Genomic DNA, 12,122 nt, shown 5'->3' with positions numbered 1-12,122 from the left:
CATCCAGATTTTACGAAGAGCGTAGACTTTGTCTACGCTCTTATAATGCCCCAATATTAAGGCAATTTTTCATTGAATGATTTCAACGATAATTTTTTTGTCTTCATGAACGCCGGATGCCTTTACCAATGTACGAATTGCTTTTGCAATCCTTCCTTGTTTGCCGATAACCTTTCCCATATCCTCGGGGGCAACCTTTAACTCCAGCACTAAGGTGCGTTCGGTTTCCGTTTCGGTTACTTGCACTTCATCAGGACAGTCCACAAGATTTTTTGCAATGACTTCTAATAATTCTTTCATAGCCAAGCCTCCCGCCTTCGGATTATTCGCCGATTACGCCAGCTTTTTTCAAAAGAGCCTTTGCAGTTTCGGAAGGTTGTGCACCATTCGCAATCCATTTGGTAGCTGCTTCTGCATCAACTTTCAAAACAACGGGTTCCTTTGTAGGATCATAGTAACCAATCTCTTCAATAGATCTACCGTTTCTGGATGTTCTGGAATCCGCAACAACGATTCTATAGAAAGGAGCCTTTTTTGCACCCAATCTTTTCAATCTGATTCTTACTGCCATATCATTTCACCTCCTAAAAAATTAAACTTCATTTATCGGAAAAAAGGAAGTTTTCCTTTCTTACCCTTTTGCATATTGTTCATCTGCTTCATCATTTTTTTCATTTCTTCAAACTGTTTCAACAGACGATTGACATCCGCAATGCTCCTTCCGGAACCATTGGCGATGCGCTTTTTTCTGGGACCATTGAGCACAGAAGGATTTGATCGTTCTTCTTTGGTCATCGACTGGATAATGGCCTCTACTTTCACCATTTCCTTTGCAGGGTCAACTCCTTGCATTGCCTTATCAAGGTTCATCCCATTTAACCCGGGAATCATTCCCATTAAATCCTTCAACGGACCCATTTTTTTGATTTGCTGCATTTGAGAAAGGAAGTCTTCCAGTGTAAATTCGTTGGAGAGCATTTTCTTTTGCATCTCAACTGCTTCCTGCTCATCAATGTTTTGCTGTACTTTGTCAATTAGGGAAAGAACATCGCCCATCCCTAAAATTCTGGAAGCCATACGGTCAGGGAAGAAAGGTTCCAGATCTTCCATTTTTTCACCCATACCAATATATTTGATTGGTTTGTTGGTAACACTTCTGACTGAAAGGGCAGCACCGCCTCTGGCATCGCCGTCCAGCTTCGTCATAATAATACCATCTACACCCAATTGGCTGTCAAAACTGCCTGCTACTGTCACAGCATCCTGTCCGGTCATAGCATCTACCACCAGCAAAACTTCCTGTGGCTTCACCGTAGCTTTAATATCTTGCAGTTCTTGCATCAACTCTTCGTTAATATGCAAACGACCCGCAGTATCAATCAGAATCACATCATGGTGCTGTTCCGCAGCATATTCCAAAGCTTTTTTTGAAATTTCTACGGGATTAACCTCGGTACCCATTTCAAAAACAGGAATACCATAATTTTTTCCTACCACCTGCAACTGTTTGATTGCGGCAGGACGGTAAATATCACAAGCAACCAAAAGAGGATTCCTGCCCTGCTTTCTAAGCTGACCTGCTAACTTTCCACTGCTGGTGGTTTTACCTGCACCCTGCAGACCTACCATCATATAAACTGTAGGCGGACGGTTTGAATAGGTTAACCTGCTTTGTGTACTGCCCATGAGAGAAATTAATTCTTCATTTACGATTTTAATGACCTGTTGACCGGGGTTTAACCCCTGCAAAACCTCAACGCCAACAGCACGGGCTGTAACAGTTTTTATAAAATCTTTGACAATCTTAAAGTTTACGTCTGCTTCCAGAAGTGCGATCTTCACTTCTCGCATCGCAGCTTTTACATCATCCTCCGTTAAAACGCCTTTTCCTCGGAGTTGTTTGAATACTTCCTGAAGCTTGGCGGAAAGATTTTCAAATGCCATAGATCGCCCTCCTCTCTAGGATAATATCCCATCTGCAATTTGTTTCATGGCAGAAATAGCTTCCGTTGTTTCCTCGCTGATTTCTCCCATTCCTATTTTATCAAGAATGCTTTTCATTTTCCGAACAGCACTTTGCTGCTCTTGAAAGCGTTCTACCAATTTTAACTTTTCTTCATATTCAATCAGAATTTTTTCAGTACGCTTTAGCTGATCTCGCACAGCCTGCCGACTAATTGATAATTCTTCTCCGATTTCAGAAAGAGAAAGATCGTTCTGATAGTGCATCTCAAACACTTGCTTTTGTTTTTCCGTCAAAAGTTCGCCGTAAAAATCATAAAGCAAAGTCAGCTTTAAAATTTCAACCATCTTTCATTCCCCCTGTAAAGGAAAATTACTTTACAACCACCTGAACTATCATACTAAAAAAAAAGCAAGCTGTCAAGTATTTTTCCTTTACAGCTCAAAAAATTTTATATTTAAACAGGACAGTTTATTTTTTCAATGGTTATCTTTTTTTCTGAAACCCATGCTGAGCTATAACAACCTTGTTCGCAGAAAAAATGCCAAAACCCATCGGGTCCGGCTCCCGTTAAATAACAAAGCATGGCACTCATCGGTCCATTATGAGATACGATAATGATTTTTTTGCCCTTATTTTCTTGTATCACCTGCTCTAATCCATCCGTTACCCTCTGGTAAAAATCCGGAAAAGCTTCCCCGCCCGGTAAAGAACTTGTTTTCCATTCCTTTACCCACTGATTTAATTCTTCCTTATAATTTTCTCGTATGTAACTGCCCTCTTTGTCCTCCCAATCACCATAGAACAATTCACGAAAACAACTATTCTTTTTCACCTTAATATTTTTATCAGATGCAATAATCTCAGCCGTATGTGCTGCTCTAAGTAAATCACTTGCATAAATTTTATCATAATCAGTGGTATCAAAAAAGTTTTTTAGTCTTTTTGCTTGTATCATTCCTTTTTCATTGATATCACAATCTGTCCATCCGTAAAACATTCCACGTAAATTCCAGTCTGTTTCACCATGGCGAACAAGATAAATCTTCATAAAAACATCACCTCACTTTTATTATTTTACGCCAAAGTGGCTTATCCTAGCAAGGATATTTCTATTAAATTCATAAGAAATGCGGGCATTCTTTTATGACAATTCATAAAAAAACGCCCGCTATCAAAAAATAACCGGTTATCTTATTTTAAAGTGAAGGATTTACAATCTGTACACTGATCCATTGTAGGATTTCCTTCATGTGTGCCAACTTGAATGGCCTCCAAAGTACAGTAGTTTTTCGCATTATGATGGTGTCTGCAATTTTCTACAGTACATCTGATACATTCATTACATTTCTCCATGTTAATTCCCTCCTTCATTTTGATTTCGATATTATTTTGTCCGAAATAAAAATAAATATTACTGTAATTCTTAAGCTCTTTATAAAAAAAAATGGCATTCAAAAAAATGAATACCATTGCAGTGTGTCGATAAAATCAACACCCTTTAAAAAAAGCTCAGTTCCTTCAAGCTTTTTTCAAGTTAGTAGAGAATAAATAGATGTGTTCCTGCGACCAAAAGGTCTTGAAACACCCTATTTTCCTCGGATGGGCAAAGCTCATCCTGCGGATTCCACTTGGGAAACTCTTTGTTTCCCAAGCCCTTCCATTTTATAAAATAGGTTTTTCCACAGTCTGAAATGGCATTCAAAAAATGAATACCATTGGTTTTATTTAAAATTTTTTAGATTTTTTAGTTCTTGGGATCTGCCTTCATAGCTTCCAGGGTTTTTGTCAATAACTCATCCAATTCCCATCCCAGCTGTTCTGCGCCCCTTCTAATCACATCTCTGTTACATCCAGCGGCAAAGGCTTTATCCTTAAATTTTTTCTTTACGGATTTTAATTCCATATCCTGTACACTTTTAGAAGGACGCATTAAAGCCGCTGCGCCAATTAATCCGGTTAATTCATCTACGGCAAAAAGAACCTTCTCCATTTCATGGGTAGGCTCAACGTCACAGCAAATTCCGTATCCATGGCTTGCTACCGCATGAATTAAGGACTCCTCCAGATCGTGCTCCTTCATAATCTCCTGACATTTAATACAATGCTCATTAGGGTAAATTTCAAAATCCAAATCATGTAGTAATCCTACATTTCCCCAAAATTCTTCTTCATCACCATATCCAAGTTCTCTTGCAAAATAGCGCATTACGCTTTCAACCGTTTCACCATGTCGCAAATGAAATGGATCTTTATTAAATTGTGTCAGTAACTCCCAAGCTTCATCTCTTGTTATTTGGTGTGCCATGTGCATTCTCCTCTTCCATAGTATATTTTTACATATTTTACAGCAAAATTTGAAAGGTATCAACCCTTGATGCAAAAAGTTATACTTGAAATTCCAAATAAAAACGGGTAGAATGACCTTGTTTGATAAATAAAAAGGGAAAGGAAGAGAAATATGGATGTAACCAGCTTCGGTATTGATCACAATACACTTTTAAGAGGGATTTATGTATCCAGAAAGGATACCGTAGGAAACGGAATTTTGACTACCTTTGATATTCGAATGAAAGAACCCAACCGCGAAATGGTTTTAGATACCTCTGTTATGCACACCATAGAACATTTAATGGCCACCTTCTTTCGCAGCCATCCCCTTTGGGCAGAAAAAACAGTCTATATCGGCCCTATGGGATGCCGTACCGGCATGTATGCTATTTTCAAAGGAGATTTGGAACCCTCCAATATTGCAAGCATTATGAAAGACTGCTATGAATATATGAGCGACTTTAAAGGAGAAATTCCTGCAGCAAAGGCCGAAATGTGCGGAAACTACCTAGACCATAACTTGGCGATCACAAAACTGGAATGCAAAAAATTTACAGAAGAGGTTTTGGCCTGTCTAAGAGAAGAAAACATGGTTTATCCTCGGCAAAGCAGTTAATGTTTTTATTTTAAAATTTAAAATTAATATACACAAAACATACGAAAAGTACGCAACTACTAACTTCGTATGTTTTTTTATTGTTATTTTCGTGTTAAATTTGGGATGAATAGCAGTACCAGAACTATAATCTCCTTCACTAAAGCAGGATTTTCATCATATTATGTACTATTATAAAAAGCGTTTGGCGATTTCCTCTTCTGTTTTTGACGAAAAAATTTTTCTGATGCTTTTACGAAATACAGTAACCATTTAAAAATGGTTATTTAGAAAGGGGAACTTTTTAATGAGTATGCCAGAATTGAAAAATAGTGAAGTTTCAAGAGAGAAAGCGGTAACGGATGTAATAGAATCCATTGCTTTAGAACAATCTGCACTTTCTCATATTTTAAATGCAGAAGGCCAAAAATTACAAAAAATCATCAGCCTTTCCACGGTACCTGATGATGTAGCAGTTATTTTATCTGCAAATAAAACCGTAAAAAAAATGGTAAACACCATTACTCGTCTGGAAATATTATTACAGATAAAACTGGAATTGTTTGAAGATTGTTTATATGAAGAGGATGAATAATCTCAACACTCCTCCGTTTATCGTCAACTAAACTTATCTGACGATATTTTTTTCATGTAATTTAAACAGATTCTTAAAATAAAATTATCAATACAAACAACAAACTCATATCATATAGTAATGATTTTGACTATATTCATTTTTTTGGGGGGGTTCCATGAAAACATTTGAATTGATCGATTCCTTTGCTCTTTCCGTTGCTTGCGCAAAAAAATACAATAACTGCGCTTTCGATGGTTGTTTCTATTACTTTACGGTTAAATGTTGTTGCCAAATTATAAAGACCGATTGTCATTTTTACATCGTTGAATGTTACAATACTTGGAAAGAATATGACTGCATTTGTTATGACCAAACAGATCATTGTTTTTGGGCAACAACAAAAAAATATAACAATGCAGTTTTTAAGTTAAACTGTAACATGTGCGAAATTGATTGTATTACAATGAACGGCTATACCGATTTTACAGGGGATATCACAGGTATTTCTTATAATTGTTGCAACAATCAGCTGGTACTGTCTTATTCAAACTGCATCCTGGAAACCAACAAAGAAACGGGCTTTTCTAACTTGCTTTATACCCCAAATGGGTTCCAAATCACCAGTGTTTTAAGCTTATGTCCCGGCTTGGTAATTTCGGGTATATACAACAACGAACAGTACATGTTTATCCTAAATTCTGATAGTACCGTGGCGTATACGGAGCCCATCAGCAATGAACTGCAAATAAGAAATATTCTTTTTAATCCTTGCGTTAATGATGATAATTATTATTTAGAATTATTTGTGCTGAAAAAAGGCTGCTACCCTTATATTTACAGATACCAACTTTTTTTAAATGAATTACCCTTCGAGCCTGATGAATGCAATTTTAATATCTGTAGTGAAAACTGTTGCGAACAAGAAAATTGCGGTGATCCCTGTACTTCAATTTTACAATCAATTGCTTTAGTTGAAACTGAAATTGCCCATATCTTAAACTGTGAAGGGGAAAAGTTGCAAAAAATTATCGAAGAAAGCACAGATATTGATGTTATTATTGGCGTAAATAAAGAAGTAAACAATACAATTTGCAATATTTCACAATTGGAATATCTACTTTATTTAAAACTAAATGCGTTGGTTGAGAGTGGAATATGCAATGGTGTTTGCGAAGAGAATGTTTCAGAGGGAGCTTCAAAGGAAGGTTCCGAGGACTCCCCATCTTCCGGGGAGACAATACAGCTAACCCTACAAGAACTTTCTGAAAAGCAGGAGGATAGCTTAAAACCCGAAAATTCCACAAACACCCAAAAAGTGGTATTAGATAGTCCTACAAAAATAAAGTATGCAAAAGGTCTAAATAACGATACCACAGCTACCATAACAAATTCAAAAAATCCTGGAGGAAAGGACATTCGTGTATAAAAAAAGCGGTGATTAAAATCACCGCTTTTTTATATCCCTTCTTTTTGTCTGAAACAAACTGCTTTATTTCAGAAAAAAGTTGCTTTTCGTACAACCAATTTACAAATTTATCACAAGATGAATATTACCATTTAATGGGTTTGCCTTCTTTTCTCCACTGTTTAAATTCCGCAGCAGCAGTAAACAATGCATCAGTAGAGGAGTTCAAACCAGTTTCGCAGGAATCCTGAACAACACCGATAATAAAACCTACACCTACAACCTGCATCGCGATATCGTTAGAGATACCAAACAGGGAACATGCCAAAGGAATCAGCAATAAGGAACCACCAGCAACACCGGAAGCACCACAAGCGGAAACCGCAGCTACAATACTTAAAACCAAAGCTGTACCGATATCAACGGAATAACCCAATGTGTGTACTGCTGCCAAAGTCATAACAGTAATGGTAATCGCAGCACCACCCATATTAATTGTTGCGCCTAAAGGAATGGAAACGGAATAGTTATCTTCGTCCAAGCCTAAGGATTCACAAAGTGTCATGTTAACAGGAATATTTGCGGCAGAACTACGAGTAAAGAATGCTGTAATAAAGCTGTCCTTCAAACACTTAAATACCAATGGATATGGATTCTGCTTAATATTTAAGAATACAATGATAGGGTTTACAACAAGGGCAATCACAGCCATACATCCTACTAACAATAACAAAAGCTTGCCATAATCTGTGAAAATTCCCAAGCCACTTGTAGAAACGGTGGAGAATACAAGACCTAAAATACCAAAAGGTGCAAAGCTAATTACCCATCTAACTGCCTGAGAAACTGCATCTGCAAAGTTGCCAAGCATTGTTTTTGTTGTATCTGATGCATGTTTCAACGCCAAACCAAAAACAACAGCCCAAGCCAAAATACCGATGTAGTTTGCAGTTGTAATAGATGCTAAGGGGTTCTGAACGATGTTCATAAGCAAAGTTTTAATTACAGTGCCTACGCCATCAGGAGGTGTACCACTTCCGACTGCATCTGCCAAATTTAAAGATACAGGGAACAAGAAGCTACCTACAACTGCTACTAAAGCAGAAGCAAAAGTACCGATTAAGTACAAAATTACTACAGTGCCCATGTTTGTCTTTGCACCTTTCTTGTGCTGAGCTAAAGAACTCATTACCAAGAAAAATACCAGAATTGGTGCAACGCCCTTTAATGCACCAACAAACAGATCACCCAAGATACTGATTACAGTTAAGCTTGGTAATACTTTACCAAGAATAGCACCGATAATCAAACCCGCGATGATACGCTTAACCAAGCTGATAGAATTCCATTTTTGAAATAAACTAGTCATTTTATCAATTCTCCTATTTAATTTAAAATATTATTGCGGTTACTTTGGTTGTACGAAAGCAAAATAAGTTTTAGCAATGACCAAATACTTTTTCACAAAGTTTTTTACCAGTAGGGGTTGCTGCTAAACCGCCCTCTGCTGTTTCTTTTAAAGCAGGGGACATTGCTTCCCCTATTTTTTTCATAGCAAATATAACTTCATCAGCCGGGATGGCACTCTCCACGCCCGCCAAGGCCAATTCAGCTGCTACGAAAGCATTTGCAACACCCATGGCATTTCTCTTAATACAAGGAATTTCTACCAATCCTGCCACAGGATCACACACTAACCCTAAAATATTTTTTAAGGCAATGGCACAAGCATGTTCGCTTTGTTTTGGTGTTCCTCCGCAAAGCTCTACCAAGGCAGCGGCTGCCATAGCACTGGCTGCACCGCATTCTGCCTGACATCCACCTTCTGCACCGGCAATACTTGCCTTATTGGCAATAATGATACCTACTGCGGATGCAGTAAAAAGAGACATTACCACGTCATCATCAGGAATTTTTCTATCTTCTGAAATTGTTAATAAAGCTGCAGGTAAAATTCCGCAGCTACCTGCTGTTGGTGCTGCTACAATTCTACCCATACAGGCATTTGTCTGTGAAACCGCAAGGGCTTTCACCATTGCTTCCCCGAAGATTTTTCCACAAATGTTCCTGTTTGCCTTTACAGCCTCGTTCATTTTATAAGCATCACCACCTGTAAGTCCACTGGCCGATCTTTTTTTGGGATCCAAACCAGTTCCAACAGATTCTTTCATAACCGAAAGAGAACGCTTCATATTTTCAAACAATACACTTTCATCAGTTTCTGCTGTCTCGGCTTGATCTTTCAAAATAAGTTTGCATAAGGCAATATTTTCTTTTTCCGCTTGCAAAACTAAATCTGATAAGGAATCATATTTCATTTTATCACCTCATTTCTAATTTTTCATAATTTAGATAATAAACTTTATAAACAATAGTACTTGTCAGATTAATGAAAAAAATATCTGACTTCTTCATAACGAAAATACCGTTACTCTATAGTTTCCATTTTTTTATTTTTATATCAAATAGCTTTTAATAAGGTGGAAGCCAAAATATGGGGTTGCTGCGTAATAACATTATTTATACCCTCATCAATATCGCCATCTATTTCTATAGTCATTACGGCTGTGCCCCCTTTGTGATCTCTACAAAGAGAGAACCCATGAATATTTACACTGTGCTCAGCTAAAATTTTTGTCACAACAGCAATCATTCCCGGAACATCCTCGTGGGGAATAATCAATGTATCAGATTTTCCTGAAATTGCAACAGTAGTGTTGTTTATTTTATTAATAATAATATTACCTCCGCCAATGGAGGCTCCTTGGATCAAAATTTCTTTACCATCTGCATCCTTTAATATTATTTCTGCTGTATTTGGATGTGCTCCGTCAATTTCAGTTTCCTCAAAAGTAAAAGCAAGTCCTTCTTCTTTGGCAACGTCTAAGCTGATACGAATGCGCTCATCATCTGTTTCCATTCCTAAAATTCCAGCAACAATTGCTTTATCCGTTCCATGTCCCTTATAAGTCTTTGCAAAGGAACCACTAAAGCGTATCAACGCAGAAACAGGGACAGTACCCAAAATAGAACGGGCATATTTCCCAATACGAACTGCTCCGGCAGTGTGGGAACTGGATGGGCCAATCATTATCGGACCGATAATATCGAACACCTGTAACAAGCATATTCCTCCCCTCATTATAACCCTCAATATTAGACAAAAGTATGTTGAATGAACTAACTTTTTGTCCTTGCAAAGCAATTATATATGAACTTTTTCGTCAAAGTCAATAGAAAAGACAAAAAAAGTTTTTTACAGGCGGACATTTTTTTATTTTGCTTTACATCTGTCTTTCGTTGAAAAACATTTAGTAAAAAATTCGCTAAAAAATACAAATAATCTACATTATGTTATTTTCATTTTTTTCAATTTTTTTTCCTTTAAAATAAAATTATTTTCATTTTTTTCAATTTTAAACCTTATTTTTCAAAAAATTTTTACTTTCACTCAAAAAATTAAAAATTACTCTAAATATTTTTACTATAAATTAAAAATTATAAACATAAAATCCTTAGAATTTTTTCCGTTCTCTCAAATACAAAAAACCTCCATCCATAAGGACAGAGGCTTTTTCATTTTGTATAAAAAATTAATCAATGGGGGTTACGAAGAATTACATATATCCGCCCATGCCACCCATGCCTGGATCAGGCATAGCAGGTGCCTTGGAAGGCAATTCCGCAACAACTGCTTCCGTTGTCAAGAAAGAAGATGCAACGGATGTAGCATTTTGCAGAGCACTTCTTGTTACTTTTGCAGGATCAAGAATTCCAGCTTCCACCATTTCAACATATTCTTCTGTTAATGCGTTAAATCCAACACCTTCAGCCATTTCCTTCACTTTATTAACAATTACAGAGCCTTCTAAACCAGCATTCTCAACAATCTGGCGTAAAGGAGCTTCTAAGGCTTTAATAACAATGGCAGCCCCTGTTTTTTCATCTCCAACCAGATTCTGGCATTCGGATTTTACTTTTTCAATTGCATGAACCAGTGCAGTACCGCCGCCGGCAACAATGCCTTCCTCAACCGCTGCTCTTGTTGCCGCCAAAGCATCCTCCATACGCAGTTTCTTTTCTTTCATTTCGGTTTCTGTAGCCGCACCAACTTTAATTACCGCTACGCCACCGCTGAGCTTTGCAAGTCTTTCTTGCAATTTTTCTCTATCAAAATCAGAATCGGTTTCATCAATTGCCTTTTTAATCTGATGAATACGTCCTTCGATTTCATCTTTAGAACCTGCACCATCTGCAATAATGGTCAATTCTTTCTCAACACGAACTGTTTTCGCACGACCCAACATATCCAACGTTGTATCCTTCAAATCCAAACCAATTTCCTCGGAAATAACCTGTGCACCTGTCAATGCAGCAATATCTGCAAGCTGGGCTTTTCTTCTTTCGCCGTAACCGGGTGCCTTCACTGCAACACATGTGAAAGTACCTCTTAACTTATTTACAACCAAGGTCGCCAATGCTTCGCCTTCCACATCATCGGCAATAATTAAAATTTTCCCGCCTGCCTGCATAACTTGTTCCAAAACAGGAACCAATTCCTGAATATTAGAAATTTTCTTATCTGTTACAAGAATATAAGGATCTTCCAAAATCGCAACCATTTTCTCCATATCTGTGGACATATAGGAGGAAAGATACCCTTTATCAAACTGCATACCTTCTACCAATTCCAACTCGGTTTTCATGGTTTTGGATTCTTCCACTGTAATAACACCATCATTTGTAACTTTTTCCATTGCATCTGCAATCATATCGCCAACTTCTTCGTCACCTGCGGAAATGGCAGCAACATTTGAAATGTGTTTTTTCGTTGTAACCGCTTGGCTCATTTTCTTAATTTCAGCTACAGCGGCTTCTGTCGCCTTATGCATCCCTTTTCTTAAGATAATAGGGTTTGCACCTGCGGCAATATTTTTCAATCCCTCTTGAATCATAGCCTGAGCCAAAACGGTTGCAGTTGTAGTACCGTCACCGGCAACATCATTTGTCTGGGTAGCAACCTCTTTTACCAGCTGTGCACCCATATTTTCATATGGATCTTCCAGTTCAATATCTTTTGCAATGGTTACACCGTCATTTGTAATCAACGGGGATGTAAATTTACGATCCAAAACAACATTACGACCTTTGGGTCCCAATGTAACTTTTACTGTATTTGCTAATTTATCCACGCCTGCTGCCATGAAACTTCTGGCATCTGTGCTGTATTTAATTTCCTTTGCCATATCTA

General features: G+C 37.6%; 14 protein-coding genes. 3 read left to right on the top strand and 11 right to left on the bottom strand.

The window, feature by feature from the left end:
• Window positions 1-69: 69 nt before the first annotated feature.
• The 7 genes from P9Q65_RS01120 to P9Q65_RS01090 form a co-directional block, all read right to left on the bottom strand.
• On the bottom strand, window positions 70-300 hold the full coding sequence (locus tag P9Q65_RS01120) for a KH domain-containing protein (protein ID WP_304507242.1): 231 nt from the start codon (window positions 298-300) through the stop codon (window positions 70-72).
• A 22-nt stretch (window positions 301-322) separates the two neighbouring features.
• Complete coding sequence (gene rpsP, locus P9Q65_RS01115; RefSeq protein WP_304507241.1) at window positions 323-571, bottom strand: 30S ribosomal protein S16; 249 nt, start codon at window positions 569-571, stop codon at window positions 323-325.
• Window positions 572-603: 32 nt separating this feature from the next.
• Window positions 604-1,944, bottom strand: coding sequence for a signal recognition particle protein (ffh, locus tag P9Q65_RS01110; protein ID WP_304507240.1), 1,341 nt, complete (start codon window positions 1,942-1,944; stop codon window positions 604-606).
• Between the two features lie 15 nt (window positions 1,945-1,959).
• Window positions 1,960-2,310: a YlxM family DNA-binding protein gene (gene ylxM, locus P9Q65_RS01105; protein WP_304507239.1), complete on the bottom strand. Its 351-nt coding sequence runs from the start codon at window positions 2,308-2,310 to the stop codon at window positions 1,960-1,962.
• Between the two features lie 110 nt (window positions 2,311-2,420).
• Window positions 2,421-3,014: a histidine phosphatase family protein gene (locus P9Q65_RS01100; RefSeq protein ID WP_304507238.1), complete on the bottom strand. Its 594-nt coding sequence runs from the start codon at window positions 3,012-3,014 to the stop codon at window positions 2,421-2,423.
• A 143-nt stretch (window positions 3,015-3,157) separates the two neighbouring features.
• Window positions 3,158-3,319, bottom strand: coding sequence for a DUF1540 domain-containing protein (locus P9Q65_RS01095; RefSeq protein ID WP_304507237.1), 162 nt, complete (start codon window positions 3,317-3,319; stop codon window positions 3,158-3,160).
• 391 nt (window positions 3,320-3,710) lie between these two features.
• The gene (locus tag P9Q65_RS01090; protein ID WP_304507236.1) at window positions 3,711-4,271 is read right to left on the bottom strand and encodes a hydrolase; all 561 of its coding nucleotides are present in this window, start codon (window positions 4,269-4,271) and stop codon (window positions 3,711-3,713) included.
• Window positions 4,272-4,424: 153 nt separating this feature from the next.
• On the opposite strand from P9Q65_RS01090, the gene P9Q65_RS01085 reads away from it, so the two are divergent.
• From P9Q65_RS01085 to P9Q65_RS01075, 3 genes are all read left to right on the top strand, one after another.
• A complete protein-coding gene (locus P9Q65_RS01085; protein WP_304507235.1) occupies window positions 4,425-4,910 on the top strand; it encodes an S-ribosylhomocysteine lyase in 486 nt (161 codons plus the stop codon).
• 286 nt (window positions 4,911-5,196) lie between these two features.
• On the top strand, window positions 5,197-5,484 hold the full coding sequence (locus tag P9Q65_RS01080; protein WP_304507234.1) for a hypothetical protein: 288 nt from the start codon (window positions 5,197-5,199) through the stop codon (window positions 5,482-5,484).
• Between the two features lie 157 nt (window positions 5,485-5,641).
• Entirely contained in the window at window positions 5,642-6,892 is a 1,251-nt protein-coding gene (locus P9Q65_RS01075; RefSeq protein WP_304507233.1) for a hypothetical protein, read from the top strand.
• A 124-nt stretch (window positions 6,893-7,016) separates the two neighbouring features.
• Here the strand turns inward: P9Q65_RS01075 and sstT are convergent, their stop codons facing one another.
• The 4 genes from sstT to groL all read right to left on the bottom strand — a co-directional run bounded on the left by sstT (window position 7,017) and on the right by groL (window position 12,117).
• Window positions 7,017-8,240, bottom strand: a complete 1,224-nt coding sequence (sstT, locus tag P9Q65_RS01070) for a serine/threonine transporter SstT (protein WP_304507232.1) — start codon at window positions 8,238-8,240, stop codon at window positions 7,017-7,019.
• Between the two features lie 70 nt (window positions 8,241-8,310).
• On the bottom strand, window positions 8,311-9,189 hold the full coding sequence (sdaAA, locus tag P9Q65_RS01065; protein ID WP_304507231.1) for an L-serine ammonia-lyase, iron-sulfur-dependent, subunit alpha: 879 nt from the start codon (window positions 9,187-9,189) through the stop codon (window positions 8,311-8,313).
• A 143-nt stretch (window positions 9,190-9,332) separates the two neighbouring features.
• Entirely contained in the window at window positions 9,333-9,986 is a 654-nt protein-coding gene (sdaAB, locus tag P9Q65_RS01060; RefSeq protein WP_330695119.1) for an L-serine ammonia-lyase, iron-sulfur-dependent subunit beta, read from the bottom strand.
• Window positions 9,987-10,488: 502 nt separating this feature from the next.
• Window positions 10,489-12,117, bottom strand: a complete 1,629-nt coding sequence (groL, locus tag P9Q65_RS01055; protein WP_304507229.1) for a chaperonin GroEL — start codon at window positions 12,115-12,117, stop codon at window positions 10,489-10,491.
• Window positions 12,118-12,122 lie beyond the last annotated feature (5 nt).

The organism is Anaerotignum sp. (genome assembly GCF_030625865.1).
Lineage (GTDB): Bacteria > Bacillota > Clostridia > Lachnospirales > Anaerotignaceae > Chakrabartyella.
This window is presented reverse-complemented; position numbering and strand designations above follow the sequence as displayed.

Excerpts from the sequence above, each read along its gene's own strand:
- P9Q65_RS01100 (WP_304507238.1), bottom strand. The coding sequence starts at position 3,014 with ATGAAGATTTATCTTGTTCGCCATGGTGAAACAGACTGGAATTTACGT.
- sstT (WP_304507232.1), bottom strand. The coding sequence starts at position 8,240 with ATGACTAGTTTATTTCAAAAATGGAATTCTATCAGCTTGGTTAAGCGT.
- sdaAA (WP_304507231.1), bottom strand. The coding sequence starts at position 9,189 with ATGAAATATGATTCCTTATCAGATTTAGTTTTGCAAGCGGAAAAAGAA.
- P9Q65_RS01075 (WP_304507233.1), top strand. The coding sequence starts at position 5,642 with ATGAAAACATTTGAATTGATCGATTCCTTTGCTCTTTCCGTTGCTTGC.
- ffh (WP_304507240.1), bottom strand. The coding sequence starts at position 1,944 with ATGGCATTTGAAAATCTTTCCGCCAAGCTTCAGGAAGTATTCAAACAA.
- P9Q65_RS01120 (WP_304507242.1), bottom strand. The coding sequence starts at position 300 with ATGAAAGAATTATTAGAAGTCATTGCAAAAAATCTTGTGGACTGTCCT.
- P9Q65_RS01095 (WP_304507237.1), bottom strand. The coding sequence starts at position 3,319 with ATGGAGAAATGTAATGAATGTATCAGATGTACTGTAGAAAATTGCAGA.
- P9Q65_RS01080 (WP_304507234.1), top strand. The coding sequence starts at position 5,197 with ATGAGTATGCCAGAATTGAAAAATAGTGAAGTTTCAAGAGAGAAAGCG.
- P9Q65_RS01085 (WP_304507235.1), top strand. The coding sequence starts at position 4,425 with ATGGATGTAACCAGCTTCGGTATTGATCACAATACACTTTTAAGAGGG.
- P9Q65_RS01090 (WP_304507236.1), bottom strand. The coding sequence starts at position 4,271 with ATGGCACACCAAATAACAAGAGATGAAGCTTGGGAGTTACTGACACAA.
- rpsP (WP_304507241.1), bottom strand. The coding sequence starts at position 571 with ATGGCAGTAAGAATCAGATTGAAAAGATTGGGTGCAAAAAAGGCTCCT.
- groL (WP_304507229.1), bottom strand. The coding sequence starts at position 12,117 with ATGGCAAAGGAAATTAAATACAGCACAGATGCCAGAAGTTTCATGGCA.
- ylxM (WP_304507239.1), bottom strand. The coding sequence starts at position 2,310 with ATGGTTGAAATTTTAAAGCTGACTTTGCTTTATGATTTTTACGGCGAA.